Annotated in this window: 26 protein-coding genes; 21 read left to right on the top strand and 5 right to left on the bottom strand. The window is 64.2% G+C overall.

Features of this window, described 5'->3' with window-relative positions; translation table 11 throughout:
- Positions 1–2: 2 nt before the first annotated feature.
- The 3 genes from BBF93_RS00970 to BBF93_RS00980 are packed head-to-tail and all read right to left on the bottom strand — an operon-like array spanning position 3 to position 3,352.
- Positions 3–650, bottom strand: a complete 648-nt coding sequence (locus BBF93_RS00970) for a pseudouridine synthase (RefSeq protein WP_114104741.1) — start codon at positions 648–650, stop codon at positions 3–5.
- On the bottom strand, positions 647–2,071 hold the full coding sequence (locus BBF93_RS00975) for a HAMP domain-containing sensor histidine kinase (RefSeq protein ID WP_114104742.1): 1,425 nt from the start codon (positions 2,069–2,071) through the stop codon (positions 647–649). Before BBF93_RS00975 ends, BBF93_RS00970 begins: the two co-directional genes overlap by 4 nt.
- A gap of 42 nt (positions 2,072–2,113) precedes the next feature.
- Positions 2,114–3,352 carry a serine hydrolase gene (locus tag BBF93_RS00980; RefSeq protein WP_114104743.1) on the bottom strand — a complete coding sequence of 413 codons (1,239 nt, stop codon included), beginning with the start codon at positions 3,350–3,352 and terminating at the stop codon, positions 2,114–2,116.
- A gap of 193 nt (positions 3,353–3,545) precedes the next feature.
- Between BBF93_RS00980 and rpmH the strand changes: the two genes are divergently transcribed.
- The 11 genes from rpmH to BBF93_RS01035 all read left to right on the top strand — a co-directional run bounded on the left by rpmH (position 3,546) and on the right by BBF93_RS01035 (position 12,153).
- Positions 3,546–3,680: a 50S ribosomal protein L34 gene (gene rpmH, locus BBF93_RS00985; protein ID WP_035593776.1), complete on the top strand. Its 135-nt coding sequence runs from the start codon at positions 3,546–3,548 to the stop codon at positions 3,678–3,680.
- 38 nt (positions 3,681–3,718) lie between these two features.
- Positions 3,719–4,084 (top strand): ribonuclease P protein component, encoded by a 366-nt coding sequence (gene rnpA, locus BBF93_RS00990; protein WP_035593777.1) that lies wholly within the window; start codon positions 3,719–3,721, stop codon positions 4,082–4,084.
- Positions 4,085–4,145: 61 nt separating this feature from the next.
- The gene (gene yidC / locus BBF93_RS00995; RefSeq protein WP_035593780.1) at positions 4,146–5,966 is read left to right on the top strand and encodes a membrane protein insertase YidC; all 1,821 of its coding nucleotides are present in this window, start codon (positions 4,146–4,148) and stop codon (positions 5,964–5,966) included.
- Complete coding sequence (yihA, locus tag BBF93_RS01000) at positions 5,967–6,626, top strand: ribosome biogenesis GTP-binding protein YihA/YsxC (RefSeq protein WP_370454420.1); 660 nt, start codon at positions 5,967–5,969, stop codon at positions 6,624–6,626.
- Positions 6,627–6,663: 37 nt separating this feature from the next.
- A complete protein-coding gene (locus tag BBF93_RS01005; protein WP_114104744.1) occupies positions 6,664–7,125 on the top strand; it encodes a GNAT family N-acetyltransferase in 462 nt (153 codons plus the stop codon).
- A 99-nt stretch (positions 7,126–7,224) separates the two neighbouring features.
- Positions 7,225–7,425, top strand: coding sequence for a hypothetical protein (locus BBF93_RS01010; RefSeq protein ID WP_035593786.1), 201 nt, complete (start codon positions 7,225–7,227; stop codon positions 7,423–7,425).
- Positions 7,426–7,506: 81 nt separating this feature from the next.
- A complete protein-coding gene (argB, locus tag BBF93_RS01015; RefSeq protein WP_035593788.1) occupies positions 7,507–8,400 on the top strand; it encodes an acetylglutamate kinase in 894 nt (297 codons plus the stop codon).
- A complete protein-coding gene (locus tag BBF93_RS01020) occupies positions 8,375–9,406 on the top strand; it encodes a DUF1036 domain-containing protein (protein ID WP_035593790.1) in 1,032 nt (343 codons plus the stop codon). Before argB ends, BBF93_RS01020 begins: the two co-directional genes overlap by 26 nt.
- Positions 9,403–10,146, top strand: coding sequence for a pyrimidine 5'-nucleotidase (locus BBF93_RS01025; RefSeq protein WP_035593792.1), 744 nt, complete (start codon positions 9,403–9,405; stop codon positions 10,144–10,146). Before BBF93_RS01020 ends, BBF93_RS01025 begins: the two co-directional genes overlap by 4 nt.
- A 16-nt stretch (positions 10,147–10,162) precedes the next feature.
- Positions 10,163–10,990, top strand: a complete 828-nt coding sequence (dapD, locus tag BBF93_RS01030) for a 2,3,4,5-tetrahydropyridine-2,6-dicarboxylate N-succinyltransferase (RefSeq protein ID WP_035593794.1) — start codon at positions 10,163–10,165, stop codon at positions 10,988–10,990.
- A 167-nt stretch (positions 10,991–11,157) separates the two neighbouring features.
- Positions 11,158–12,153, top strand: a complete 996-nt coding sequence (locus BBF93_RS01035; protein WP_233349228.1) for an HWE histidine kinase domain-containing protein — start codon at positions 11,158–11,160, stop codon at positions 12,151–12,153.
- Positions 12,154–12,164: 11 nt separating this feature from the next.
- On the opposite strand, the gene BBF93_RS01040 is transcribed toward BBF93_RS01035, so the two are convergent.
- On the bottom strand, positions 12,165–12,923 hold the full coding sequence (locus BBF93_RS01040; protein ID WP_114104746.1) for an alpha/beta fold hydrolase: 759 nt from the start codon (positions 12,921–12,923) through the stop codon (positions 12,165–12,167).
- A gap of 86 nt (positions 12,924–13,009) precedes the next feature.
- Here BBF93_RS01040 and BBF93_RS01045 point away from each other — a divergent pair, with 86 nt between their 5' ends.
- Entirely contained in the window at positions 13,010–14,149 is a 1,140-nt protein-coding gene (locus tag BBF93_RS01045) for a glycosyltransferase family 4 protein (RefSeq protein WP_233349229.1), read from the top strand.
- Positions 14,150–14,153: 4 nt separating this feature from the next.
- Complete coding sequence (locus BBF93_RS01050) at positions 14,154–15,191, top strand: glycosyltransferase family 9 protein (protein WP_114104747.1); 1,038 nt, start codon at positions 14,154–14,156, stop codon at positions 15,189–15,191.
- Positions 15,192–15,199: 8 nt separating this feature from the next.
- Here the strand turns inward: BBF93_RS01050 and BBF93_RS01055 are convergent, their stop codons facing one another.
- Entirely contained in the window at positions 15,200–17,716 is a 2,517-nt protein-coding gene (locus tag BBF93_RS01055; protein ID WP_162786361.1) for a zinc-dependent metalloprotease, read from the bottom strand.
- 131 nt (positions 17,717–17,847) lie between these two features.
- Here BBF93_RS01055 and infC point away from each other — a divergent pair, with 131 nt between their 5' ends.
- The 8 genes from infC (at position 17,848) to dapB (ending at position 24,709) form a co-directional block, all read left to right on the top strand.
- Positions 17,848–18,447, top strand: a complete 600-nt coding sequence (gene infC / locus BBF93_RS01060; RefSeq protein WP_233349230.1) for a translation initiation factor IF-3 — start codon at positions 17,848–17,850, stop codon at positions 18,445–18,447.
- Between the two features lie 188 nt (positions 18,448–18,635).
- On the top strand, positions 18,636–18,836 hold the full coding sequence (rpmI, locus tag BBF93_RS01065) for a 50S ribosomal protein L35 (protein WP_011645460.1): 201 nt from the start codon (positions 18,636–18,638) through the stop codon (positions 18,834–18,836).
- A 58-nt stretch (positions 18,837–18,894) separates the two neighbouring features.
- Positions 18,895–19,257 (top strand): 50S ribosomal protein L20, encoded by a 363-nt coding sequence (gene rplT / locus BBF93_RS01070; protein WP_035593801.1) that lies wholly within the window; start codon positions 18,895–18,897, stop codon positions 19,255–19,257.
- Positions 19,258–19,278: 21 nt separating this feature from the next.
- Positions 19,279–19,440: a hypothetical protein gene (locus BBF93_RS19435; protein ID WP_157532615.1), complete on the top strand. Its 162-nt coding sequence runs from the start codon at positions 19,279–19,281 to the stop codon at positions 19,438–19,440.
- Between the two features lie 132 nt (positions 19,441–19,572).
- Positions 19,573–20,649 (top strand): phenylalanine--tRNA ligase subunit alpha, encoded by a 1,077-nt coding sequence (gene pheS / locus BBF93_RS01075; RefSeq protein WP_114104749.1) that lies wholly within the window; start codon positions 19,573–19,575, stop codon positions 20,647–20,649.
- Positions 20,649–23,042: a phenylalanine--tRNA ligase subunit beta gene (gene pheT, locus BBF93_RS01080; RefSeq protein WP_114104750.1), complete on the top strand. Its 2,394-nt coding sequence runs from the start codon at positions 20,649–20,651 to the stop codon at positions 23,040–23,042. The genes pheS and pheT overlap by 1 nt, the downstream gene beginning before the upstream one ends.
- A gap of 25 nt (positions 23,043–23,067) precedes the next feature.
- The gene (locus BBF93_RS01085) at positions 23,068–23,886 is read left to right on the top strand and encodes an ion transporter (RefSeq protein WP_035593807.1); all 819 of its coding nucleotides are present in this window, start codon (positions 23,068–23,070) and stop codon (positions 23,884–23,886) included.
- Positions 23,879–24,709: a 4-hydroxy-tetrahydrodipicolinate reductase gene (gene dapB, locus BBF93_RS01090; protein WP_199288428.1), complete on the top strand. Its 831-nt coding sequence runs from the start codon at positions 23,879–23,881 to the stop codon at positions 24,707–24,709. Before BBF93_RS01085 ends, dapB begins: the two co-directional genes overlap by 8 nt.
- Positions 24,710–24,801: the final 92 nt, after the last annotated feature.

Below are 24,801 nucleotides of genomic sequence, written 5' to 3' on the forward strand. Positions count from 1 at the left end.
CGTCAGAACGGGCAGGGCGCTTCAAGCTCCATGCGTTCATCCGTTGCCGGATGGACGAAGGCAAGGAGCGCGGCGTGCAGCGCCAGGCGCGGTCGGGCGGCGAGGGCTTCGCCGGTAGCGTAGAACTCATCGCCCAGGATCGGGTGGCCGATGGTGGCAAGGTGGACACGCAGCTGATGGGAGCGGCCGGTCAGCGGGGTGAGCTTCAGGCGGGCATGGCCATTCTGAACACTGAGGGTTTCATAGAGTGTCCGGCTCGGCTTGCCGATGTCGTGATCGACCTTCTGCAGGGGCCGGTTTGGCCAGTCCGTGATCAGGGGAAGGTCAATCTCGCCGCGGGTGGGGGAGGGCGCGCCCCAGACATCGGCGAGGTAGGCTTTCTCCACCTCGCCGCGCTCGAAGAGGCCGGAGAGCGCGCGCTGCATGTCCTTGCCGCGCGCCATCAGCAGGAGGCCGCTGGTGGCCATGTCCAGCCGGTGGACGGTGAGGGCATCTGGAAACTCTGACTGCACGCGGGCGATGGCGCAGTCGGCTTTCTCAAAGCCCCGTCCGGGTACGGAGAGGAGGCCGGAGGGTTTGTCGATCAGGATCAGGTGATCGTCGCAATATATGTAGGAAACCGGTGCGGGCGCCGGGGCGTAGGCGTTCATGCCGCAAGGCCCGGCAGGGCGAGGCGGAAGACGGTGCCATCCGGGCCGGTTGAGGCGAGCGTGAGATTGCCGCCCAGGGCCTGCGCCAATTCATGGGCAATCACCAGGCCGAGCCCCGTGCCGCCCACCCGGCCGGAGCCGGAGAAAGGGCGGAAGAGATTTTCCTGCGTCTTTTCCGGAACGCCGGGGCCATTGTCAGCAAACATCAGCGCGCCGCCTTCTATCCGTATCCGGATTTCCGGGTCAGGTGTGTTCACCTGGCGCATTGCCTCGGCAGCGTTGCGGATGAGATTTGCGGCGATGCGGTGCAGATGGTCGGCGTCGGACCGGATGACGAGGGTTTCGGGCACATCGATCCGCGTCTTTACGCCGTTCTCCACCAGCGCTTCTTCGGCGGCGCCTTGCAGAACGCTCAGCAGGCGCACGGTCTGCATCACCGGCGCGCGCGGAGCGGCCTTGCCATAGTCGAGCGTGGCGGTGGCCAGTTCAATGGCGCGTTCGAGGGCGCGTTTGAGGCGCGGAGCGGCGCGCTGCACGCGGGGGTCTTCAGAGGCGGCAAGGCCGTCGGACACGAGCTGGGCAGAGGCGAGGGAATTGCGCAGATCATGGTTGATCTTGGCCACGGCGCTGCCAAGTTCGGCCAGGTGGGCGCGCTGGCGGAAGGAGTCGGCGACGACTTCCTCCATGCCGGCAAGGGCGTTCTGCGCGCGGCCGATCTCGTCGCGGCGCTTGGTGGGGGAGAGGCGCCGGGTCCAGCTGCCGGGGTCGCGGCTGAACTGTTCCACGCTGACGGTCACCCGCCGCACCGGGCCGACCACGAGGGCATTCAGCACAAGGTAGATCACCACGGCTGCGACCAGCGCAATGATCAGCGAGAAGCCGGTGACCCGCCAGGCAAGTTCCACCATCGTTGTCTTGAGTGGCGCCTGGGGCACCACAACCTCGATCACCCGCCCGCTTTCGGAGCCTTCCGCCAGGATGACCAGCATTTCGCCTTCGGGCGCGAAATATTCCCCCAGCGCCGCCGCGCTGCGGCCCATCATGCCGGCTGCGCGCAGGTCCACGATGCGGGTGGGCGCTTCTTCGATTTCCATGGCCGGGGCGAGCAGCTGGAAGCGCATGTCATCTTCCACCTCGGTGACGGCGAGCACTTCAGCCTTCTCCAGCAGGCTGCTGGAGAGTTCTTCGGAGACCTCGCGCATCGGCGCTGCCTCAAGGGCGAGGGCGGCGATCCGGGCGGCCTGGGCGCGCTCGGTCAGCCATTGGGTGCGCACATTACCGGCCGTGGGGATGAAGACCAGCGCTTCAGTCAGCAGGATGGCGCCCAGCGTCAGGGCGAAGAGGCGCGCAGCAAGGCTCTCCGTCAGGCGCCGCACGCGGCGCTGCGGGGCTTGGTCCGGGGACAGGTCAGGCTCGCTCACGGCCGGAGACTTAGGCCAAAAGCGCCGCGAGGGAAACGGGGGCTATTTCGCGGCCCCGGCGGCGGGCGGGTCGATCCGCATCCAGTCATGCGGGGGGAGGCCATAGATCATGTCCATCACTTCCAGCTCGATGCCGACCGGGCGGCGGGAATTGGAGTTCCAGAGCACCACCACGCCGGAATCGAACTCGGGATCAAACAGCATCAGCGAGCGATACCCCTCCACCGCGCCGCGATGGCCCACCACGCGGGCGCCGGTGATGTCGTATTTGTAGGTGCGCCAGCCAAGGCCGTAGCGGGCGTCGCGCATCCGGTTTTCGTACTGGTTGCCCAGGCGGGACTGCTCGCGCGGGGTGTAGACGCGGGGCGTGTGCAGCGTGACCAGGGTTTCAGGCGTCAGCACATCGGGCGCCAGGCCCATCTGGGCGCGGGCAAACTGAGCCAGGTCGAGGATCGAGCCATTGACGCCGCCGGCGGCGGGCACGCGGTAATAGGGCTCCTTGACGGTCTGGCGGACGGGTTGGGGCGCGCCGCGCTTCATTTCATAGGGCTTGGCCCAGGAGGCAGAGCCGACGAGCCCGGCGCGGCCGGTGCTGGCGGTGGTCATCTGCAGCGGCTTGAACAGGGTGACATCGACGGCCGCGCCATAGGACATGCCGGTGGCCGCTTCGACGATCTCGGTCACCGCATCAAAGGCGACATTCTGATAGGAGTGGCAATCGCGGATCGGGCAGACAACCTTCAGGCCGGCGAGGCTGCGGCGGATATCAGCCGGGTTGCGGCCATCCTCCAGCATCGTGTCATAGGCGTTGGACACAACGCCCACCCGGTGGGCCAGGAGGTCTTCCAGAGTGGCCGCCTCTTCGCCCTTGCCGGGCAGGCGCAGGGTGGTCTTGAACGAGGCAAGGGTATCGTCCAGCGCAAAGCGGCCCTCATTGGCGAGTTTTGCCGTCAGGCTGCTGGCGACGCCTTTCGACAGCGAAGCCCAGCGGAACACGGTATTGCGCGTAACAGGATCTTCCCCATAGGCGGTGACGCCATAGCCGCGCGCGAAGGTAATCTCGCCCCGCTCGATCACTGCCACGGCCAGCCCGACCATGTCGGTCTCCCGGGAGAGCCGGGTCAGTCTTTCGTCCAGACGGTCAAAATTTACAGGCTGCGGCGCGACCAGAACGGAGGCCTGAACCGGGGGATGAGCCGGAACCGGCTGAGGGCTCTGCGCCTGAGCGATACCCGCCACACACCCCATAAACCCCAGCAGAAACGCGCCAAACCGGATCATCGATACCCCTCTGCCTTCAGATGCTGCGTTACAGATAACACCGTGTGTGGGAGGAAAGTGTAAACCGGGCTCAGGCAGTAGAGCTGCAATCTGTCAGCCGGGGAGGGGTAAATCCCGCAGGCCCCGCTTGACCTTCCCCCGCGCGGCCTGTATTGGCCGCGGTTTCCAGAATTCAAGCCGTCAGGGCAGACCTATGAAACGCACATTCCAGCCGAGCAACCTTCGCCGCAAGCGCACGCATGGTTTCCGCGAGCGTATGGCCACGAAGAACGGCCGTAAGGTTCTGGCGCGCCGCCGCGCCAAGGGCCGCAAGACGCTGACGGCCTGACGGAGCTTGCCTGCGCCGGTTTTTCCGGCGTTGCGGTAATGTCGCCCGATCTCACCCCCATGCCAGAACTGCGCCGGCTTCGCCGACGCCGCGAGTTCACCTATGTCCGCGACGGGATTACCGAGCGGCGCAAGACGGTGGTGGTTCAGGCGCGCGCCCGGCCCGGTGATGAAACCGGTGATCATGTCGGGGAGGGCTACACGGCAACGAAAAAGGTTGGTGGCGCTGTCGAACGCAACCGGGCCAAGCGCCGCCTGCGCGAAGCTGCCCGCCGCCTCTTGGCCCAGCATGGCCGCCCCGGATGGGATTATGTCTTCATCGCCCGGGAAGCGACACTTGATACCGGCTGGGCACGTTTGCTTGACGATATGGAAAGCGCGCTGATAAGCCTCGCGCGCACCTGATCCCCGAAACGCCACCGCGCCTGCCGGACCGGCACGCTCTCAGCCCCCGCGGACACCCGATATGGAACCTCAAGAACAACGCAACTTCCTGATCGCCATGGCGGCGATGATCGCGTTCGTTTTCCTGTACCAGTATTTTGTCATGGAGCCGGCCCAGAAGCGGTATGAGGCCGAGCAGGCAGCGCTCGCCGCCGCCACGCAGGCGCCCGGCGCTGATACCGGGGTAGCCGAGGTTCTGGGGCCCAGGCCGCTGGAAGCTGCCCTTTCCGAAGGGGAGCGGGTGGCGTTCAATGCCGACGCCGTGGACGGCTCGATCCGTCTGGCCGGCGCGCGCATCGACGATCTCAGCCTGAAACAGTTCTACACCACGGTCGACCGTGTGGAGGAAATCCGCCTCCTGCGCCCGGAAGCCTCCGAAGGAGGCTATTTCGCCACTTATTACTGGGCGGACGGCAATACGCTGTTGGCCGGGCGCAACTCTGCCTGGACGCAGGTGGGCGGCGATACGCTGACCACCGCTTCGCCGATCACCCTGCGCCTTGAAGCCGACGGCATGACCATCGACCGGGAAATTTCGATCGACGCCAATTACATGTTCACCTTCCGCGACACGCTGACCAATACGTCCGGCGCGGCGCGCAATGTCCGCGCCATCGGCTCGCTGGAGCGCCATGGCGACTGGAAACGCTTCCTCGAGATCACAGACCCGGCCTCGGCCACCAGTGGCGGCCCGGCGCATCTTGGCCTGATGGGCGTGGTGGAGGGCGATCTGCGCCTGCAGAAATACAAACCGCTTTTTGAATCCAAGAAAATCAGCGGCGAATCGAGAGACGGCACCTTCTTCTCCGACGAAGGCGGCTGGTGGGGCCTGACCGACATGTACTGGATGGGCGCGCTGGTGCCCGAACAAGTTCGTCCGTTCACGGCCAGCGTCAACCGCACGAGCCTGTCGCGCGGTGGCCCGCTGGAAGTGCGCACGGAGGCAGAACCGGTGCAGATTGCGCCGGGCGCCAGTGTCACGGTTGAGAACCGCCTCTTTGCCGGCGCCAAGCAGTTCGAAGTGCTTGAAGGCTATGAGAAATCCGGCCTGCCGCGCTTTGTCGATGCCATCGACTGGGGCTGGGCCTACTTCCTGACCAAGCCGTTCTTCTATGTGCTGCACTGGCTGAACGGTCATCTCGGCTCGTTCGGCTGGTCGATCCTGGCCTTTACCGTGCTTGTGAAGCTGCCGCTGGTGCCGCTCTACAATGCCAGCTTCAAATCGATGGCGAAGCTGAAGAAGCTGCAGGAGCCGATGAAGCAGCTGAATGAGCGTTTTGCCGCCGATCCGCAGCGCAAGCAGCAGGAGCTGATGAAGCTCTACAAGGAAGAGGGGGCCAACCCCATCGGCGGCTGCCTGCCCATCCTCTTCACCATCCCGATCTTCTACGCGCTCTACAAGACGCTGTATGTCTCGCTGGAAATGCGTCATGCGCCCTTCTGGTTCCTGAAGGATCTCTCCGCGCCCGATCCGACAGCCATCGGCAACCTGTTCGGCCTGATCCCGTTCTGGTCCGGCGCTGACGTCAAGAGCATCCCGGTCATCGGCATCATCATCGGCATCGGCATCCTGCCGATCCTCTATGGCGCGACCATGGCGGCGCTGCAGTCGCTGTCCCCGCCGCCGCCGGACAAGATGCAGGCGCGCATCATCATGGCCATGCCGATCGTGTTCATGTTCGTTTTCGGCGGCTTCGCGGCGGGCCTCGTGATGTACTGGGTGTGGTCGAACGTGCTGACCTTCATCCAGCAATACATCATTATGCGGATGAATGGGGTGGAGACCGAGCTCGGCAAGTTTGTTGCCACGCGGCTTGGCCTCAAGAAGGCGCAGGCGGAATAGATCTTGGACGCAGCCCCGGAATTCTCAGAGGAAGCGCTGGAGGCTGGCCGTCTGCTGTTTGCAGGCAAGGCGGAGTTCGTCCTGGGCGTGGCCAGCCTGTCGGGCCTGCCGCCCTCTGACCGGGCCGAAGTGTGCTTTGCCGGGCGCTCGAATGTCGGCAAGTCCAGCCTGATCAACGCTCTCACCGGCCGGGCCAAGCTTGCCCGCTCCTCGGCGGAACCGGGCCGCACACGCGAGCTCAACTATTTCGCCATCGGGGATGAAGGAAAGCTCTTCCTCGTCGACCTTCCGGGCTTTGGCTATGCCAAGGTCTCCAAGACGCAGACGGCCGCCTGGACCAGGCTGATCAAATCCTATCTGCGCGGCCGGCCCAGCCTGCGGCGGGTGTTCCTGCTGGTCGATGCCCGGCGCGGCGGCCTGATGGATACGGATGAAGAGGTGATGAACCTGATGGACGGGGCCGCGGTCACCTATCAGGTCGTGCTCACCAAGGTCGACAAGGTGCCGAAGGCGGAGGTCGAGAAGACCGTCGCAAAGATCACCGACAAGCTGAAGAAACGCGGCGCGGCCCACCCGGTCGTGCGCATGACTTCGGCAGAGAAGGGCTTTGGCATTCCCGAGCTCCGGGCAGAGATTGCAGGCCTCGCCGCGCTCGGCTAGCGGTTTTGCCGGACATATACCGGCAAGGCTCTCACCCATGACCATCGACATCCGCCCGGACGATCTCACCAGCGCCGAGATGGCCGATCTGATCGCCATCCACGCCCAGACGATGCTGGCTTCCTCACCGCCCGAAAGCTGTCACTTCCTGCCGATTGACGGCCTGCGCCAGCCTTCCGTCAGTGTCTGGTCGATGTGGGAAAACGGCGCGCTGATCGGCTGCGGCGCCCTCAAGGATCTCGGCAATGGGGAGGGCGAGATCAAGTCGATGCACACACGGGCGCATCTGCGGGGCAGGGGGATTGGCCGGCTGATGCTGGAACATATCCTCGGTGTTGCCAGGGCGCGGGGCTATACCGGGCTCTGGCTGGAAACCGGCTCGATGGACGCCTTTATCCCAGCCCGGCGCCTGTATGAAAGCTATGGCTTCTCTTATTGCGGGCCCTTCGGCGATTATGCGGAAGACCCGAACAGTGTCTTCATGTGTTTGCAAATGTAACAGGCATTTTTCACCTTTCCGGACCGTAACATTCAACCACACTTGACGCCGGATTCAGGATCGTTCTTAAGGGGCTTCCACGCGCAAAGGGGAGTTTGCATGCTGGCCGTTCCGCTCGTTCTGATCGCCATTTTTGTCGGCGTTCTGTTCTATCGCCGCACTCAGAAGGCCGGGCGCGAGCTCGAGCTGCGCCGCATCCAGAGCGAGCTGGCGGCGCTGGCGCGGGTGCGGCAGCATAATGAAGGCGGCGAGCTTGTGCCCATCCCCGTGGAGGCGCGCCGCCGGGCGGCCGGGCGCTAAGGCAGGCCGGGCCTGCGGCCTTTGCTTCAGGCACAGAATATTCGTTTCGTCTCGCGAAAAACCGGGCTATTAGCCCCGCCCATGACGACCCAATCCGACGCCCAGTTCACCGCCCGCACCCTCTCCGAGGCTCTGCCCTATATCCAGCGCTATGCCGGCCAGACCATCGTGGTGAAATACGGTGGCCATGCCATGGGCGATGCCAGCCTTGCCTTGTCCTTCGCGCGCGATGTAGTGCTGCTGAAGGCCCTGGGGCTTAACCCGGTGATCGTGCATGGCGGCGGCCCCCAGATCGGCAAGCTGCTGGACAAGCTCGGCATCGTTTCGGAATTCAAGGACGGCCTGCGCGTCACCGATGAAGCGACGATGGAAGTCGTCGAGATGGTGCTTTCCGGCCCGATCAACAAATCCATCGTGCGGGCCATCAACCAGGCAGGCGGCAAGGCGGTCGGCCTTTCGGGCGCGGATGGCAATCTTCTGCGGGCGGAAAAAGCCACGCGCACCACACGCGATCCCGACAGCCATATCGAACAGATCGTCGACCTCGGCTTTGTCGGTGAGCCGAGCGAAGTTGATACCAGCGTGCTCAATGCACTGCTGCAGGCGGATGCGGCGCTGATCCCCGTGGTGGCTCCGGTCGGTGTGGGCGCGGATGGTGCGCGCTATAATGTCAACGCCGATACAGCCGCCGGCGCGCTTGCCTCGGCCCTGAAAGCCAGCCGCCTCATTCTGATGACGGACGTTGCCGGCGTGCTCGACAAGCAGAAGCAGCTGATCCGCGAAATCCCTGCGGCAGAGGTCGCCGGGCTGATCAAGGACGGCACAGCTGTAGGCGGTATGATTCCGAAGCTTGAAACAGCGGCGCAATCCGTAAATCATGGTGTCGGGGCGGCGGTTATTCTGGATGGGCGTGCGCCGCATGCCCTGCTCATGGAGCTGTTCACCGAACATGGCGCTGGAACGCTGGTTTCTTAGAATTGTAGTTCTGGCGATTGCTTCGCTGGCCGTCCTGCTGCTGCCTGCCGATGCGCAGGAAGGCGAGGGCTGGAAGCTGTGCAATCGCACCAGCTATGTCATCGAGGCCGCTGTCGGCCATGAGGAAGCCAGCGGCATCACGGTTGAAGGCTGGACGAAGCTGCATCCGGGTGCCTGCCGCATTGCGCTGCCCGGCCCGCTGAAAGCCGGTATGCACTATCTTTACGGCCGCACGTCCTCCGCCCACCTTGGCGGCGGGCGGGAATGGGGCGGGCGCAAGGATCTCTGCGTGGACCCGACCGGCACCTTCTCGCTGGAAAGCCCGCCGGACTGCGCCGCGATGGGGCTTGAGACTCAGGGGTTCCGCCCGGTCGATATCACCCGGGACGGAAGCTGGACCAACCTCTTCACCGAGATCGAGAATTATTCCGAGGACACCGCCCGCAATGCCGGGCTGCAGCGCCTGCTGGATGAGGCGGGTGTCATTTCCGGCAATGTTGATGGTTTCATCGGCCAGCGCACGCGCGCGGCAATTGCCGACTTCCTGAAGCTGCGCGGCCTGCCGGCCAACCTCTCGGATGCCGATCTGATCGACTATCTTGAACAGGCCGCCGAGGAGCGGGGCCGCAATGTCGGCTTCACCCTCTGTAACCGCACCAAGAACCGCATCTGGAGCGCCATTGCCCGGCGCAGCCCGGAAGGCTGGGAAAGCCGCGGCTGGTGGCGGATCGAGGCGGGCGGCTGCGCCCGCGTGATCGACCGTCCGCTGAGGGGCTCGGAACATTTCGTCTATGCCGAGATGGAAGACGGCGCCCAGCTGCGCACGCTGGCCAATGCCAATGAAGCCTTCTGCGTCGGCCGGGCGAAGTTCGCCATCTCCGGCCGCGAGGATTGCGAGGACGCCGCCTACCGCACCGCCCTGTTCACGCGCACGCCCGCGCCGGTCGAACGCAAGCTCGTCTATGAATTCTTCGCCCGCGACTTTACCGAGGTTGCCAGAAAATGAGCGGCAGGGACGGGGAAGGCGATACCGGCTTCGGCCATGTGCAGGACTGGGTGTTCGATCTCGACAACACCCTCTACCCGGCCGAGTGCGACCTCTTCGCCGAGATTGACACGCGGATGACCGATTTCGTCTCCCGCTACCTTCAGCTTGAGCGCATCGATGCCCGCAAGCTGCAGAAATCCTATTACGCCCAGTATGGCACCACGCTGTCGGGGCTGATGCAGGTGCACAAGCTCGATCCGGCAGAGTTCCTGCACTATGTCCACGAGATCGACCTCTCGCCGCTGCCGGACCTGCCCAACCTGCGCACGGCGCTCGCCTCGCTGCCGGGCCGCAAGTTCGTCTACACCAATGGCTCGCGCCGCCATGCAGAGCGTGTGACCGAGAAGATGGGGATCGCCCATCTCTTCCATGACAGCTTCGGCATCGAGGAAGCTGCCTACCGGCCCAAGCCTCACCTGGATGCCTATCAGACCTTTTGCCAGACGCATCAGGTCCGCCCCGAAGGCGCGATCTTCTTCGAGGATCTCGCGCGCAATCTGAAGCCTGCCAAGTCTCTCGGCTTCACCACCGTGCTCGTCCATTCGGAAAAGGACTGGAGCCATGAGCCGATCGAGGCACGTCCCGCCGGGGCAGGGGACGCTTTCGGGGATGACGGCCCCGGACACATCGATTATGTCACCGGCGACCTCGCCGGTTTCCTCGATACGGCGGTGTCGAGCCTGACTGCCAAAAAATAAGCTGAAGAGAGATGCCATGACCGACGCCCTTGCCCGTGTAATCGATGCTGCCTGGGAAGGGCGCGACAGCCTCTCCACGTCCACGACCGGCGAAGTGCGCGATGCGGTGGACGCCGCCATCAGCCTGCTGGATTCCGGGGAGGCGCGCGTTGCTACCAGGGAAGCTGATGGCAGCTGGACCGTGCATCAATGGCTGAAGAAGGCCGTGCTGCTCTCCTTCCGTCTCAACGCCAATGGCGTGATCAATGGCGTGCCCGGCGGCGGGAGCTGGTGGGACAAGGTGCCCTCGAAGTTTGAGGGCTGGGGCGCCAAGGAATTCCAGGACGCCGGCTTCCGCGCCGTGCCGCCCTCGGCCGTGCGCCGCGGCGCCTATGTGGCGAAGAATGCCGTGCTGATGCCGTCTTACGTCAACATCGGCGCCTATGTCGGCGAAGGCACGATGATTGACACCTGGGCCTCGGTCGGCTCCTGCGCGCAGGTTGGCGCCAACTGCCACATCTCCGCAGGCACTGGCATCGGCGGCGTACTTGAGCCGCTGCAGGCCAATCCCACCATCATCGAAGACAACTGCTTCATCGGTGCGCGTTCGGAAGTCGTCGAAGGCGTGGTTGTGGGCGAGGGCTCTGTACTCGCCATGGGTGTGTTCATCACCCAGTCCACCAAGATCGTTTACCGCAGCACCGGCGAGATCATCTATGGCAAGGTGCCGCCTTACTCCGTGGTCGTGCCCGGCACGCTGCCCGATCCCAAGGGCGGCCCCTCGCTCGCCTGCGCCGTGATTGTGAAGACCGTTGACGCGCAGACCCGCTCGAAAACCGGCGTAAATGAGCTGCTGCGCGACTGAGGCTGTGTGAAGAGCCCTGCGATACGCGCATAACGCGTGTTGCGCAGGCGGCTGGTTGCGCAATGGTTGTGCTTGTATTACCGTGACTTTTCCTCAGGCTAGGTCATTCGGTTCCGGTGCGCTCGAAATTACAGTCTCTTCCAGCTTTCGCCGCGGCCGAGGGGCGATTGTCCCTCCCGGCTGCGCTGGCGACCTATGTGGCCAGCGTCGCCATCTTTGCCCTCGCCTTCGGCCTGCGCAGCTGGTTTGACCCTTATCTGCCGCAGGGATTTCCCTTCCTGACCTTCTTCCCGGCGGTGATTGTCAGCGGTTTCGTCTTCGGGGTGCGCCAGGGCATTCTGGTGGCGCTGCTCTCGGCATTTGCGTCCTGGTACTTTTTCATTCCGCCGGTAGGGGCAGATTTCTCGGCCGGCACATTGCTGGCCATGGGCCTCTACATGTTCGTGGTGTCCACCGAGCTGGCGCTGATTGCCCTGATGATGCACGCCTTCCGCGCCGAAGCCCGCGCGCTGGAGGAAACGCGCCGCCTGGCCGACCAGCAGGAAACCATGGCGCAGGAGCTGGACCACCGGCTGAAGAACATCTTCGCCACGATGAACGCGATCATCTCGCTGTCGCTGCGGGGCGTCACCAGCGCCCAGGAACTGGCTGCCCGCCTGCGCGAACGTGTCAGCGCTCTGGGCCGGTCAAATCTGCTCCTGCGCGGTTTCCGGGCTGGGGAAGAGGTGGGTCTGCGCTCGGTGATCGAGCAGGCGCTTGAGCCTTTCTCGATCGTCGGCACACCAAAGCTCAGCACGGCGGGCGCCCACATCCCGATCGGCGGGCAGACCCTGGTGGTGATGGGGCTGACATTGCATGAGCTGGGCACCAACGCCGCCAAATACGGGGCGCTCAGCGTGCCGGAGGGCAGGGTCCTCCTCTCCTGGCAGATGGAAAAGGACACCGCCACCGGCGCGGAAAACCTGCTGTTTGAGTGGCGCGAGACCGGCGGGCCGCGCCTTGATCCCGAAAAGCGCGGGGCAGGGGGCTTTGGCTCAACGCTGATGAGCCGCGTTATCGCCAATGTCGGCGGGCACACCGATATCGACTATCCTCCCGAAGGCGCCCTCGTGCGGATCATCATGCCCGCCGAAATGCTGAACCCGGAAAGCCCGTCAGCCTGATGCGCGCCGCTTCAGGCGCTGGTCAGATTTGCCATGTCCGCGCAAGCGGCAATCAGTCTTGCCACATCCTGATCGCGGGAGAGGCGATGGTCGCCGTCCTTGATCAGGGTAAGGATGACATCGGAAGAGGTCAGCCGCTCATTGATTTCCAGGGCGTGTGGCCAGGGCACGTCCGGATCTTCCATCCCCTGAAGGATGCGCACCGGGCCATCAAACGCAATCGGCGCGTCCAAAATCTGCCACTGGCGGCCATCCTCGATCAACGCCTTCGTGATCGGGTCGGGCGTGCCATAGTCTGACGGGCGAAGGGTGACGCCCCGCGTCATGATCTCTTCCTGCTGGGCCTGGCTGAGGCCTGCCCACATCAACTTTTCGGTGAAATCCGGCGCCGGCGCAATCAGCACCAGGCCCTTTACGCGCTCGGGCCGGGCAAGCGCCGCCAGCAGCGCCATCCACCCGCCCATGCTGGAGCCTACCAGGACAAGCGGGCCTTCCGACAGGGTGTCGATAGCGGCCAGCGTATCTTCGCGCCAGCTGGAAATTGTTCCGTCCTCGAAACGGCCCTCTGATTCGCCATGGCCGGAATAGTCAAACAAAACAGCGCCATTTCCGGTCTGCCAAGCCCAGCTGCTGACCGCCTGCGCCTTGCTGCCCGCCATGTCCGATCTGTAGCCTGACAGCCAGATGAAGGTTGGCCGCCCGTTTACAGGCGGGATTTTGTTGAAAGCCAGCCGGCGGCCCTCGGGTGAGGTGAAATATTCCGTTGTCATGGCTGCTGCCTTCCGTCATCTCTCACGCCTGTCAAGTGAGTAGTCAGGGCCGCGTTTTGGGCGAACTTCCGGATTTGAAGAACAGGGTGATCCTCCAGGTTGCGCCGGAGCTTTCGGCGGGCGGTGTGGAGCGTACCGTGCTGGAGGTGACCGAGGCCATCGTCGAGGCAGGCGGGCGCGCCCTGCTTGCGAGCCGAGGTGGAAGGCTGGAAGCCGAATTCGAGCGCTTGGGCGGCGAACTCTTCCGTATGGATGCAAAAAGCCGCAACCCACTGACCATCCGGATCAATGAAGGCAAGCTGCGCCAGATCATCCGTGAAGAGAAGGTGGACCTTGTCCACGCCCGCTCGCGTGCTCCGGCCTGGAGCGCCTATGCCGCGGCAAAGGCCGAAAGTGTCCCCTTTGTCACCACCTATCACGGCGCCTATTCGGGAACCTCGGGTCTGAAGCGCGCCTATAATTCCGTGATGGCCAAGGGCGACATCGTCATCGCCAATTCCAACTGGATTGCCGATCACATCTGCCAGGTTCACCAAACGCCGGCAGACAGGATCGTCACCATCCCGCGCGGGGTGGACCTGGCCGAGTTCGATCCCAAGGCTGTGGCGCCTGCCCGCGTGGATGCGATCCGCCAGAGCTGGGGCCTGCTCGGAGACAAGCGCCTGACGCTGTTCCTCCCCGGCCGCCTCACCGAATGGAAGGGGCAGGGCCTCGCCATTGACGCTTTCGCCGCTCTGGCCCCGGACGAACGCGCGGGGATGGTGCTGGTCCTCGCCGGAGACCCGCAGGGGCGCGATCACTATGTCGATGCGCTGCAGAACAAGATTGCGGGGCTCGACCTTGAACGCTCGGTGATCATTGTTCCGCATATCGGCGACATGGCCGCCGCTTACCTGGCGTCTGACATCGTGCTTGCCCCATCGACCCGCCCGGAGGCCTTCGGCCGGGTGGCGGCAGAGGCCGCTGCGATGGAGCGTCCGGTGATCGTTTCCGATCATGGCGGCGGGCGGGAAACCGTCATCGAATACGAGACCGGCGCGCGCGTCCAGCCGGGGGATGCCCGGGCCCTTTCAGGCGCGCTGCGGGCCATGATCGGGCTTGGCCCCACGGTGCGCGCCTCCATGGGCGCGGCGGGCCGGGCGCATGTCCTGCGCCATTTCTCCAAGAGGGGGCTTCAGACGGCGACACTCAACGTCTATAAGCGCCTGTTGGAGAAGGGGAATTGAACACTTGTCGAGTGCGCGCGGAAGCGGCGCCAGCCCGGTAAATCCCGGCGCGAAGGCGAAGGAAGTGCTGGTCATCAAGCTCAGCGCGCTGGGAGACTTTGTCCTGGCGCTGGGCGCCATGCGCGCTGTACGCGAGTTCCACCCGTCTGCCCGCATCACGCTGCTGACCACCCCGCCTTACGAAGAATTCGCCAAGACCTGCCCGTATTTCGACGTGGTGGAGACCGATGGCCGGCCCGAGGGGCTGAAAGCCACCAACGCGCTGCTCAGCCGCCTGCGCAAGGCGAAATACGACATCATCTACGATTTCCAGACCAGCGGGCGCACCCGGAACTATTATTCGGTGCTGTCCCGCGCCGGGAAGGCGCCGCTGTGGTCAGGCCATCATGAGAAGGCTGCCTTCTTCCACGATAATCCGGCCCGCGCGGGGATGCACTCGATTGACCGGCTGGCCGAGCAGCTTGAGGTCGCCGGGGTGGCGCCTCAGGGCCGCTGGCTGGGCAAGAGCGCGCCGTTTCCGGATCTCGGCTGGGTGCGGCCCAAGCTGGGCGACACGCCCCGGCTGAGTCCGGCCTATTTCGGCATCCAGAAGCCCTACATGCTGCTGATTCCCGGCGCGTCGGAACACCGGGAAGCCAAGCGCTGGCCAATCGAGAACTATGCCGAACTCGCCCGCCGCATCGCCGATCTCGGCATCACGCCGGTCGTCATCGGCGGCAAGGCCGAAAGCGCAATCGCCCAGGAACTGGTGAAGCGCGAACCGCGCGTCAAAAACCTCGTGACGCGCACAGACCTCTTCCAGATCGTCGCGCTGGCGGAAACGGCGGTCTTCGTCGTCGGCAATGATACCGGGCCGATGCATATGGCGACCCTGGCCGGCGCCCCCGGCATCGCCCTCTTCGCGCTGACCGAAAGCAACCCGGACCATTCGGCCCCGCGCGGCCCTAGGACCGTCATCGTCAACTCCGCCCCGACGCTGAAAGAGCTGTCGGTGGACGATGTCTGGCAGTCCGTCCGCGCGCTGGGGATCGCGCCGGCCTAGGGGCGCAGCTATTCAGCTCCGCAGAACCAGCATTCTTCGATCTGGCCCATGGCGCCGGTCATCGATCCGATGGGCGCGCCGGCGGGGGCAGGGGGCGCCGGGCGCAGGATAGCGGCGGGCAGATCATCCCCGGCCAGATGCTTGCCGATCATGTCCGCCAGTGCCCGTGAGGTGTCCGGATTTGTCCGGATTTGTCCTCTTTTGGGCGTGGAAAGCCGTGTCTGCAGCCCGGCCAGGTAGCTGTCTGTCACGGCCTTGACGCCCGGCGAGGCCGTTTCACTGCGTGAGAGGCCAATCAGCTCGGCGACAAAGCGGGTCTGCACAATGCCGCTCAGCGCAGTGAGGCGAGGGCTTTTTTCTTCTGAGAAAATAGCCGTTTCCAGCCGTTCGATCATCTGCCTCAGGGTCAGCGCGCCGGGATCCCGCGCCTCATACGCCATCAGCCGGTTGGCGCGGGCCGGATCCAGCACCGCAGATAGCGTCACTCCTGCAGCAATCTCCGCAGACGCGGCCAGATCGAACACCGGCCCCGTGCGGTTCGGGAACAGCTCCTCGATGGTGCCGCCGCCCGCATAGCCGACATCGCCCGGCGTCAGGTAGTTCAGCGCGCTGTCGGGCAGGTCCAGCGCGGAAGGTTTCAGTGTTTTTACAAGGGCTTCCAGCGCCCGGCGCTGCTCGGCGGCCGCTACCGGCCGGGCCGGAGTCTCGCCTTCGCCTTTCACATGATACCGGAAGTCGAGGCCCCCAATGCTCTTGGCGGCGGCCTCCACCTGATAGCGGTGGTAAAGATAGATCGGCACGATCACGGCGTTCAGCTCAGATAGCGGCCGTCCATTGGAGAGGGCTTCGGGGCTGAAATTCGCCAGAGCAATCTGGCGGACCGCCATCACCTCGTCGAGCATCCCGATGGGGTCTGCGCCATTGTCCCAGACGGCGCCGAAGGGGTGGCCTGTGTCCTTGCTGCGTGCGTGATTGTCCGACACGAAGCGCAGGCCGCTGCCATAGGCCTGATCGACCATCTGGTTCAGCGCAGGCAGGTTGTCCCCGCCCTCCGGGAACTGGGCATAGAGCCATTTCACCGTGAAGATGTCCCAGGCGCCAAGGCCCGTTGCATAGGCGTTGCTGAAGTCCAGCCCGCCACCGGCCGCCGGGCGCACCCAGGGCGCCGGATAGTCCATCACCGAGGCCCGGTCATTCGTGCTGGCGGCAAAGTTGTGCGCAAAGCCAAGGGTATGGCCCACCTCATGGGCGGAGAGCTGGCGGATCCGGGCGAGGGAGACCTCCACCGGATCATCGGCCGCGCCGGTGCCGGTCTTTGCTGCGCCCGCCAGGCCTTCGAAGATCATCCGGTCCTGCCGGACACGCTGGGAGCCGAGAATGACGTTGGCTTTGAGGATCTCGCCGGTGCGCGGGTCCATCACGCTGCCGCCATAGGACCAGCCGCGCGTCTGGCGGTGCACCCAGTTGATGACGTTGTAGCGTACATCCAGCGGGTGGGCGCCTTCGGGCAGGACCTCCACGCGGTAGGCATTCTCGAAACCCGCCGCCTCAAACCCCTGCGCCCACCAGCTGGCGCCCTCAATCAGGGCGTCGCGGATCTCTTCAGGCGCGCCATTGTCGACATAGAAGACGATTGGTTCCTTCACCGGGCCGGAGGCGGCGGCCGGGTCTACCCGTTCCAGCCGCATGCGCGGGGAAAAGCGGGAGACGAGCGGCGCGCCCAGCGGGGCGGAGAAATCATGAAAGCCCATGCCGATGCTGGCCGTGCGCTGGTCAAACAGGCGGGGGGCATAGCCCTCATCGGGAAGGCGCACGAAGGAATGGTGGAGCACCAGCGTTACCGCGCGCGCATCGGCGGCGGTGGCATAGGTCTGCGCGTTTGGCCTGGAGGTTTCGAAGGTCAGGAAGGCGTCGATCTCGGCATTGGCCGGGAAGGAGAGAACAGCGCCCGGATCAGGCATCGAGCGGTCTGCCGCCAGGCGGTAATCGCCCGCATCCTTGCCGTGCTTCAGGGCGCTGGCGATGTCGCTGGCGTCGCGCGTCAGAAAGCCGGAAAGGTCGATCAGCAGACGGCCATCGGCGCCGGTGGCCTCGATGCCCGTGGACCATAGGAAGGAATTGGCAAAGCTCTGCTGAACGGAGCGTTCCTCATCGCTGCGGCCGGACGTGGCGCGGTATCTCCAGTTCTCGGCCTCGGCCACCACCTTCTCGCCGATGCGGCGGAAGCGGACAATATCGCCGGAGGTGGCGTTGCCCCGGTCTAGGCCTATGGGGTTGGAGCCGAGCCCGGCGGTGAGGCCGGTGGAATAGATGAAGCGGACAGAGAGGCCATCCTCATCCGGGGCGGGCAGGGCGGCAAACACCTTGCCGGCGGCCTTGTCGACATAGAGGTCCAGAAAGCCGGGCTTTGCCTCAAGGCCCTCGATCTTGCTGGCGAGGCTCGCTGGCGCTTCGGGTTTTGACTGCGCGAAGGCGGGGCCGGCCAGCAGCAGACAGCCAGCGGCAAGGATAGCGGCAAGTTTCATGATGGCGCCCCCAAGGCTTTGTTTCTCTAGGCCTGCGATTAAGGACATCTTCGCCCGGAGAGCAATTCAGGCAGCTAACTTTGGCAGTTGCATTGCGCTTCAGCGGCTGCCAAAGCCTCGCGCCTTGAAGAATGCCCCGAACACAGGCATATTCCCGCGACTTTCTGAGCAACCAAAGGAGATCTCCCATAGCTCGCAGACCTGAAGCCGATGCGCCGCCCAAGAAACAGGCTGGCCCCCGCATCAACGAAGAAATCCGCGCCGCAAAAGTGCTGCTGATTGACGAGAATGGCGAGAAGCAGGGTGTGATGCCCCTGGCCGCCGCGCTTGACGCGGCTCGAGAAGCATCGATGGACCTGGTCGAAGTGTCGGCCGGGCAGGAAATCCCGGTCGTCAAGATCCTCGACTATGGCAAGCTGCGCTTTGAAGAGCGCAAGAAAAAGGCCGCAGCCAAGAAGAAGCAGAAATCTTCCGAGCTGAAAGAGATCAAGATCCGCCCGAACATCGACAAGCACGACTACGAAGTCAAAGCGCGCGCCATCGCCCGCTTCTTCGAAGAAGGCGACAAGGTGAAGGTGACCCTGCGCTTCCGGGGCCGCGAGATGGCCCACCAGCATCTCGGCATGGAGCTTCTCGAGAAGATGAAGAAGGATTTCGAGGAGACCGCGAAGGTCGAACTCGAACCCAAGCTTGAGGGCAAGCAGATGACCATGGTGCTCGCCCCGCGCTGAGGGGTGTCCCGGGCTCTGGGCTCATTCTGGATTAATCGGCAGGGCGGCGCAGGCCGCCCTCTTGATTCATGGCGGATGTTCCGCCATAAGCCGCCACTTCCGGGTTTTGGGGCGACGGCATTGCCCCCTGACCCGCGTGTCCTGGGCCGCCAGATCTGGTGTGAGCTCTACAGTTTAAGGAGACAAAGATGCCGAAGATGAAGACCAAGAAGGCCGCTGCAAAGCGCTTCAAAATCACCGCAACGGGCAAGCTGAAGCACGGCGTCGCTGGCAAGCGTCACCGCCTGATGAGCCATAACGCGAAATATATCCGCCAGAACCGCGGCACGTCCGTCGGCGCCAAGGCGGATGAAGCCCGCGTGAAAAAGTACCTGCCTTACGGCCTCTAAGGCTGGGCAAACCCCTTTAACCCCGTTGATTTTGAACACTTTCTGACAGGAGGCCGCGATGCCCCGTTCACGCGCCAAAGTTCCCGCCCACGCCCGCCACAAGAAAATCCTGAAGCAGGCCAAGGGTTTCCGCAACCGCCGCAAGAATACCTTCACCAACGCCCACGCCGCCGTCTGGAAAGCTGGCGAGTATGCTTACGTTGGCCGCAAGGTTAAGAAGCGCCAGTTCCGCTCGCTCTGGATCCAGCGTATCAATGCTGCCGTCCGCATCCACGACGAGAACCTCAACTATTCGACCTTCATCAACGGCCTGACCAAGGCCGGTATTGAAGTCGACCGTAAAGTGATGGCTGACCTCGCCGTGCGCGAGCCTGAGGCTTTTGGTGCGCTCGTCGCCCAAGCCAAAGCTGCCCTCGCCTAATCCAGCCCGGAGAGAAACAAGATGTCGAAATCCCCGAACAGCGTTCTCACCGCCGGCAAGAAGCCGCGCGTCAAGCGCCGCAACGCCAAATGGACCGCCAACCTTGGAAAGCGGGCAAAGATCCGCGTGTTTGGTAACACCAAGCGCGCACGCCTTGCTCGCAAGAAGGCTGCGCGCGCCTGATCGGCGCCCACGGCCTCGCCTCGTTTTCTGAGACGCCCGCGGGTTCCGGCCTGCGGGCGTTTTGCTGATTGCCTCGCCCTTATCCTAGCGACTAGAAAGCCGCGACGGTCTGACCTGAAAGGGAAACTCCAAGTGTCCGACATAACCGCGATCGAACAAGAAGCGCTGGCCGCCATAGCAGCGGCGGGCGACCTTGCCGCTCTGGACGCCGTGCGCGTGGCCGAGCTTGGCAAGAAGGGGCGGGTCTCCGCTCTGATGGGCGCGCTGGGCAAGATGAGCCCGGAGGAGCGCAAGGCGCAGGGGCCTCTGCTCAACACCCTCAAGACCCGCGTGGATGAGGCCATCCGCCTGCGCAAGGATGTGCTGGAGAATGCCGCGCTTGAAGCGCGCCTGGTGACCGAACGGGTGGACCTGACGCTTCCCCCCGCACCCGGCCCCGGCGAGGGCGCGCTGCACCCGGTGATGCAGGTGTTCGAGGAGATCGCCGCGATCTTCGGCGATATGGGGTTCACCGTGGCCGAAGGGCCCGACATCGAAGACGACTGGCACAATTTCACCGCGCTGAACTTCCCGCTGGGCCATCCGGCGCGGGAGACGCACGATACCTTCTTCATGAAGGCGCTGGAAGGCGACACGCCCAAAGTGCTCCGTACGCATACGAGCCCCGTGCAGGTGCGCACGATGATGGAAGAAAAGCCGCCGATCCGCATTCTGGTGCCCGGCCGCGTTTACCGGAATGACTGGGACGCGACCCATACGCCGATGTTCCACCAGGTCGAAGGCCTGGTGATCGAGAAGGGTATCCATATGGGGCACCTCAAAGGCTGCCTCATCGATTTCGTGAAAGCCTTCTTCGAGGTGGACAATGTGGAGTCGCGTTTCCGGCCCCACTTCTTTCCGTTCACGGAGCCTTCGGCCGAAATGGACGTGAAATATTCCCGCAAGGGCGACGCCATCGAGATTGGCGCCGGTGACCGCTGGATGGAAATCCTTGGCTGCGGCATGGTGCATCCCAATGTGCTGCGCAATTGCGGCATTGACCCGGCCGTGCATCAGGGCTTTGCCTTCGGCATGGGCGTGGACCGTCTCGCCATGCTGAAATACGGCATGCCGGACCTGCGCCCCTATTTCGAAGCCGATCCGCAATGGACCCGCCATTACGGCTTCTCACCCTGGCTTACACCATCCGTCAGCGGAGGGCTCAGCTGATGCGTTTCTCGCTTTCCTGGCTGAACGATCACCTTGTCACCAAGGCGTCGCTTCAGGACATTCTCGATCTGATGCTCAAGGCCGGCCTTGAGGTCGAAGAGGTTATTGATCCGCGCGAGAAGCTCGCCCCGTTCACGGTCTGCAAGGTGATCGAGGCCACGCCACATCCCGACGCGGACAAGCTGCGTGTGTGTACGGTGGAGACCATCGACGGGATCAAGCAGATCGTCTGCGGCGCGCCGAATGCGCGTGCGGGCATGACGGCGATCTATGCGCCGCTCGGCACCTTCATTCCGGGGCTGGATTTCGCGCTCGACAAGAAGCCGCGCGCCATTCGCGGCATCGAGAGCCATGGCATGATGTGCTCCTCGCGGGAGCTGGAAACCGGCGATGATCATGACGGGATCATTGATCTGCAGGGAGACTTCAAGGTCGGCACGCCGGCGGCAGAAGCGCTCGGCCAGACAGACCCGGTGATCGACTTTGAAGTGACGCCCAACCGGCCCGATTGGCTGGGTGTGCAGGGCATTGCGCGCGATCTGGCCGCGGCCGGGGCAGGGCGCTTCCTGCGCAATGATCCCAAGAAGATCAATGGCAGCTATGACTGCCCCATCGACATCAAGCTGGAGGCCCCCGAAGCCTGCCCGATGTTTGCCGGCGCGCTGATCCGGGGCGTCACCAATGGTCCGTCTCCGGATTGGATGCAGGCACGCCTCAAGGCGGCCGGCCTTCAGCCGAAATCGCTGCTGGTCGATGTGACCAACTATATCTCGCTCGACCGGGCCCGGCCGCTGCACGTTTATGACGCGGCCCGGCTTTCCGGCGCTGTCGTGGCGCGCCTCGGCAAAGCCGGTGAGACGCTGGAAGCGCTGGACGGGAAAACTTATACCGTCACCGAAGACATGTGCGTTATCGCTGACAATTCCGGCGCCATCGGCCTTGGCGGCGTGATGGGCGGCGTCTCCACGGCGGTATCGGCAGAGACGGTGGACGTGTTCATCGAAGCGGCCTGGTTCGATCCGCTGCGCACCGCGCGCACCGGCCGCGCCACGGGCATCCATTCGGACGCCCGCTACCGGTTCGAGCGCGGCGTTGATCCGCAAAGCTGCCTGGACGGGCTCAATCTCGCGATTGCGCTGATCCTGGAATATGGCGGCGGTCAGGTGTCGAAGGCAAAGATTGCCGGTTCGGTCCCGATCCGTACGCAGAAGGTTACCTTCTACCCCGTGGATGTCGAGCGCCTGACGGGACTTGTCGTCAAGCCGGCGGAAATGAAGCGTATTCTCAAGGATCTGGAGTTCGACATCGAGGACGCGGGCGACGCCTGGTATCTGATGCCGCCATCCCACCGGTTCGATATGGAGCAATCGGCCGATATCGTTGAGGAAATTGCGCGCCTGATCGGCTTTGATCAGCTGCCGACCACTTCGCTGCCGCTGCCCGAAGGGGGGCGCCGCGTCATCACCACGCCGCGCCAGGCGCGGGTGGCGATCTCGCGCCGCGTCATGGCGGCGCGCGGCTTCCTCGAAGCGGTCACCTGGAGCTTCATGGCGCGCGAACATGCCGAGCTGTTCGGCATGACCGAAGACGCGCTGAGCGTGGCCAATCCCGTGGCGAGCGAACTGAACTATATGCGCCCCTCTGCGCTGGGTAACCTTGCCCAGGCAGCCCAGCGCGCCCGCAATCGCGGCGAGCGTACGGTGCGCCTGTTCGAAGCTGGCCCGGTCTATCTCGGCGATGGCCCCAAAGATCAGCGTACGGTGGTTGCCGGGCTGGTGCTGCCGGCGGCCGAGCGCCACTGGCAGGGCAAGGCCGCGCCTTATGATGCGTATGCGGCCAAGGCTGATCTTTTCGCGCTCCTCGCTGCGCTTGGCCAGCCGGGCGACCGGTTCCAGGTGTCGGCGCCGACCCAGCCGCACTGGCATCCCGGCCAGGCTGCCAGCCTGAAGCTCGGCCCGAAGATGACGGTCGCCAATTTCGGCGCGCTGCATCCCGGCGTGCTGAAAGCGCTGGATGTGGAAGGCCCGGTCTATGCATTCGAGCTGAACCTCAACGCCCTGCCGGTGATGAAGGTGAAGGCGACCAAGACCAAGCCCGTGCTGGAACGCGCCGAGCTGACGCCGATCCGACGCGACCTGGCTTTCCTGGTCGATGCGGGCGTGGCAGCCGGCGAAATCGTGCGTCATGCCCAGTCTGCCGAGAAGCAGCTGATCACCTCCGTAGATGTGTTTGACGTCTATCAGGGGCAGGGCGTTGCCGAGGGCAAGAAATCGGTGGCCATCGAGGTTACCCTTCAGCCGAAGGAAGCGCTCAAGGACGAGCAGATCCAGCAGGTCATGGAGCGGATTGTTGCTTCCGTCGCCAAGGGAACGGGCGGTGTGCTAAGAGGCTGACAGAAACAGCAAGGGGACGGCTGGGATGGGACTGAAACGGCGGCTTTATGAGGCATTAGCGCCCGAGGCGCGCCGGACGGGTCTATCGCTCACCAATGCCTGCATTGTCGGGCTGGTGATCCTCAGCTTCCTCTTCCTGGCGCTGGAGACCGAGCCGACCCTGCAGGTGCCGGGCTGGCAGCTTGTGTTCCATGTGTTCAATGTCACCGTGATCTGCATCTTCGCGCTGGAATATGTTGCCCGGGTGTGGAGCGCGGGCATTGATCCGGCCTATCGCGGGTTTCGCGGGCGTTTGCGTTTCATGGCGCAATTCTATTCGATTGCCGACCTGCTGGCCTTTCTGCCGGAACTGATCCTGATGGCGATGGGCTCGGGCATGTCGCTGCTGGTGCTGCGCGTGCTGCGCCTGGCGCGTCTGATCAAGATTGCGCGCTTCATTCCTGCCTTTGAAGCGCTGGGCGCAGCCGTGCGGCGGGCAAGCTCGCTGCTTCTCACCTCGCTCGCCCTGGCTGTGACGCTGGTTTATGTGGCTGCCGTGCTGCTCTATTTCGTCGAGGGCATTGGCGGAAACCAGCAGGAAGCCTTTGCGTCCATTCCGCGCGCCATCTGGTGGTCTGTGGCCACACTGACGACGGTGGGCTATGGCGATGTCTATCCGGTGACCCCGCTTGGCCGCTTCTGCGCCGGCATTATCGCGATCGCGGGGATCGGGGTCGTGGCGCTGCCGGCGGGTGTTTTCGCCAGCGCCTTTTCCGACGAGCTGCGCGAGCGGGAGCTCTCCAGCCTGCGGAGCGAACTGGAACAGACTAGGGCGGATGCTGCCGCGGAGAAATCGAATGACTAAACCAGAGACCGCCATGAGTGTTGCCATTGCAGGCGTCGCCGGGCGTATGGGGCGCCAGCTGGCGGCCGTTTCGATTGACCGGGGCATCCCTATCCGGGGCGGCACTGAAGTTGCCGCCGCCAATGCCTATGGCGACGATATCGGTCTTCTTGCCGGGCGGCGCGCGATCGGGATCAAACCTGTGGCGACGGTGGCAGGCGCCGCCGAGGAGGCTGGGGCGTGGATTGATTTTACCCGCCCGGAAGCCACGCTTTCCGCGCTGCGGGCGCTGGAAGCGACAACGGTGCGCGCTGTTGTGATCGGCACCACGGGTTTCTCTGCGGCTGAGGAGGACGCCATCCGGGCGGCATCTTCGCGCTTTGCGATTGTGAAGGCAGGTAATTTCTCCATCGGGGTGAACCTGCTCGAAGCGCTCACCCGTCTTGCCGCCGGCCGTCTGGGCACGGACTGGGATATCGAAGTGCTGGAAACCCATCACCGCATGAAGGCGGATGCGCCCTCGGGCACGGCGCTGATGCTGGGCGCGGCGGCGGCAGAGGGCAGGGGCGCGCCGCTGAGCACGCTGCGGGCGCCGCCTTATGACGGGCCGGAAGCCCGGCGCGAAACCGGCAAGATCGGCTTTGCCGTGCGCCGCGCTGGCGGCGTGATCGGGGAACATGAGGTGACTTTCGGCTCCGAAAAAGAGCTGATCCGGCTTTCCCATACGGCACTTGCTCGCTCTGTCTTTGCCGAAGGCGCCTTGCATGCAGCGATCTGGGCAGCGGCGCAGGCACCCGGCCTTTACGACATGAACGATGTGTTGGGTCTGGGCCACACCGGCTGAGGAAAGCACCGCATCTTCAGCCGAATGCGCCTTGACGCGGCGCAGCATCGTGACAACGTGACGTTAGTTTAACGTTCAGGGTTGCATCCCAG

This window comes from Hyphomonas sp. CACIAM 19H1 (genome assembly GCF_003325995.1).
GTDB lineage: Bacteria > Pseudomonadota > Alphaproteobacteria > Caulobacterales > Hyphomonadaceae > Hyphomonas > Hyphomonas polymorpha.

Excerpts from the sequence above, each read along its gene's own strand:
- BBF93_RS00970 (WP_114104741.1), bottom strand. The coding sequence starts at position 650 with ATGAACGCCTACGCCCCGGCGCCCGCACCGGTTTCCTACATATATTGC.
- BBF93_RS00980 (WP_114104743.1), bottom strand. The coding sequence starts at position 3,352 with ATGATCCGGTTTGGCGCGTTTCTGCTGGGGTTTATGGGGTGTGTGGCG.
- rpmH (WP_035593776.1), top strand. The coding sequence starts at position 3,546 with ATGAAACGCACATTCCAGCCGAGCAACCTTCGCCGCAAGCGCACGCAT.
- rnpA (WP_035593777.1), top strand. The coding sequence starts at position 3,719 with ATGTCGCCCGATCTCACCCCCATGCCAGAACTGCGCCGGCTTCGCCGA.
- yidC (WP_035593780.1), top strand. The coding sequence starts at position 4,146 with ATGGAACCTCAAGAACAACGCAACTTCCTGATCGCCATGGCGGCGATG.
- BBF93_RS01005 (WP_114104744.1), top strand. The coding sequence starts at position 6,664 with ATGACCATCGACATCCGCCCGGACGATCTCACCAGCGCCGAGATGGCC.
- BBF93_RS01010 (WP_035593786.1), top strand. The coding sequence starts at position 7,225 with ATGCTGGCCGTTCCGCTCGTTCTGATCGCCATTTTTGTCGGCGTTCTG.
- argB (WP_035593788.1), top strand. The coding sequence starts at position 7,507 with ATGACGACCCAATCCGACGCCCAGTTCACCGCCCGCACCCTCTCCGAG.
- BBF93_RS01020 (WP_035593790.1), top strand. The coding sequence starts at position 8,375 with ATGGCGCTGGAACGCTGGTTTCTTAGAATTGTAGTTCTGGCGATTGCT.
- BBF93_RS01025 (WP_035593792.1), top strand. The coding sequence starts at position 9,403 with ATGAGCGGCAGGGACGGGGAAGGCGATACCGGCTTCGGCCATGTGCAG.
- dapD (WP_035593794.1), top strand. The coding sequence starts at position 10,163 with ATGACCGACGCCCTTGCCCGTGTAATCGATGCTGCCTGGGAAGGGCGC.
- BBF93_RS01040 (WP_114104746.1), bottom strand. The coding sequence starts at position 12,923 with ATGACAACGGAATATTTCACCTCACCCGAGGGCCGCCGGCTGGCTTTC.
- BBF93_RS01055 (WP_162786361.1), bottom strand. The coding sequence starts at position 17,716 with ATGAAACTTGCCGCTATCCTTGCCGCTGGCTGTCTGCTGCTGGCCGGC.
- infC (WP_233349230.1), top strand. The coding sequence starts at position 17,848 with ATGCCCCGAACACAGGCATATTCCCGCGACTTTCTGAGCAACCAAAGG.
- rpmI (WP_011645460.1), top strand. The coding sequence starts at position 18,636 with ATGCCGAAGATGAAGACCAAGAAGGCCGCTGCAAAGCGCTTCAAAATC.
- rplT (WP_035593801.1), top strand. The coding sequence starts at position 18,895 with ATGCCCCGTTCACGCGCCAAAGTTCCCGCCCACGCCCGCCACAAGAAA.
- BBF93_RS19435 (WP_157532615.1), top strand. The coding sequence starts at position 19,279 with ATGTCGAAATCCCCGAACAGCGTTCTCACCGCCGGCAAGAAGCCGCGC.
- pheT (WP_114104750.1), top strand. The coding sequence starts at position 20,649 with ATGCGTTTCTCGCTTTCCTGGCTGAACGATCACCTTGTCACCAAGGCG.
- BBF93_RS01085 (WP_035593807.1), top strand. The coding sequence starts at position 23,068 with ATGGGACTGAAACGGCGGCTTTATGAGGCATTAGCGCCCGAGGCGCGC.
- dapB (WP_199288428.1), top strand. The coding sequence starts at position 23,879 with ATGACTAAACCAGAGACCGCCATGAGTGTTGCCATTGCAGGCGTCGCC.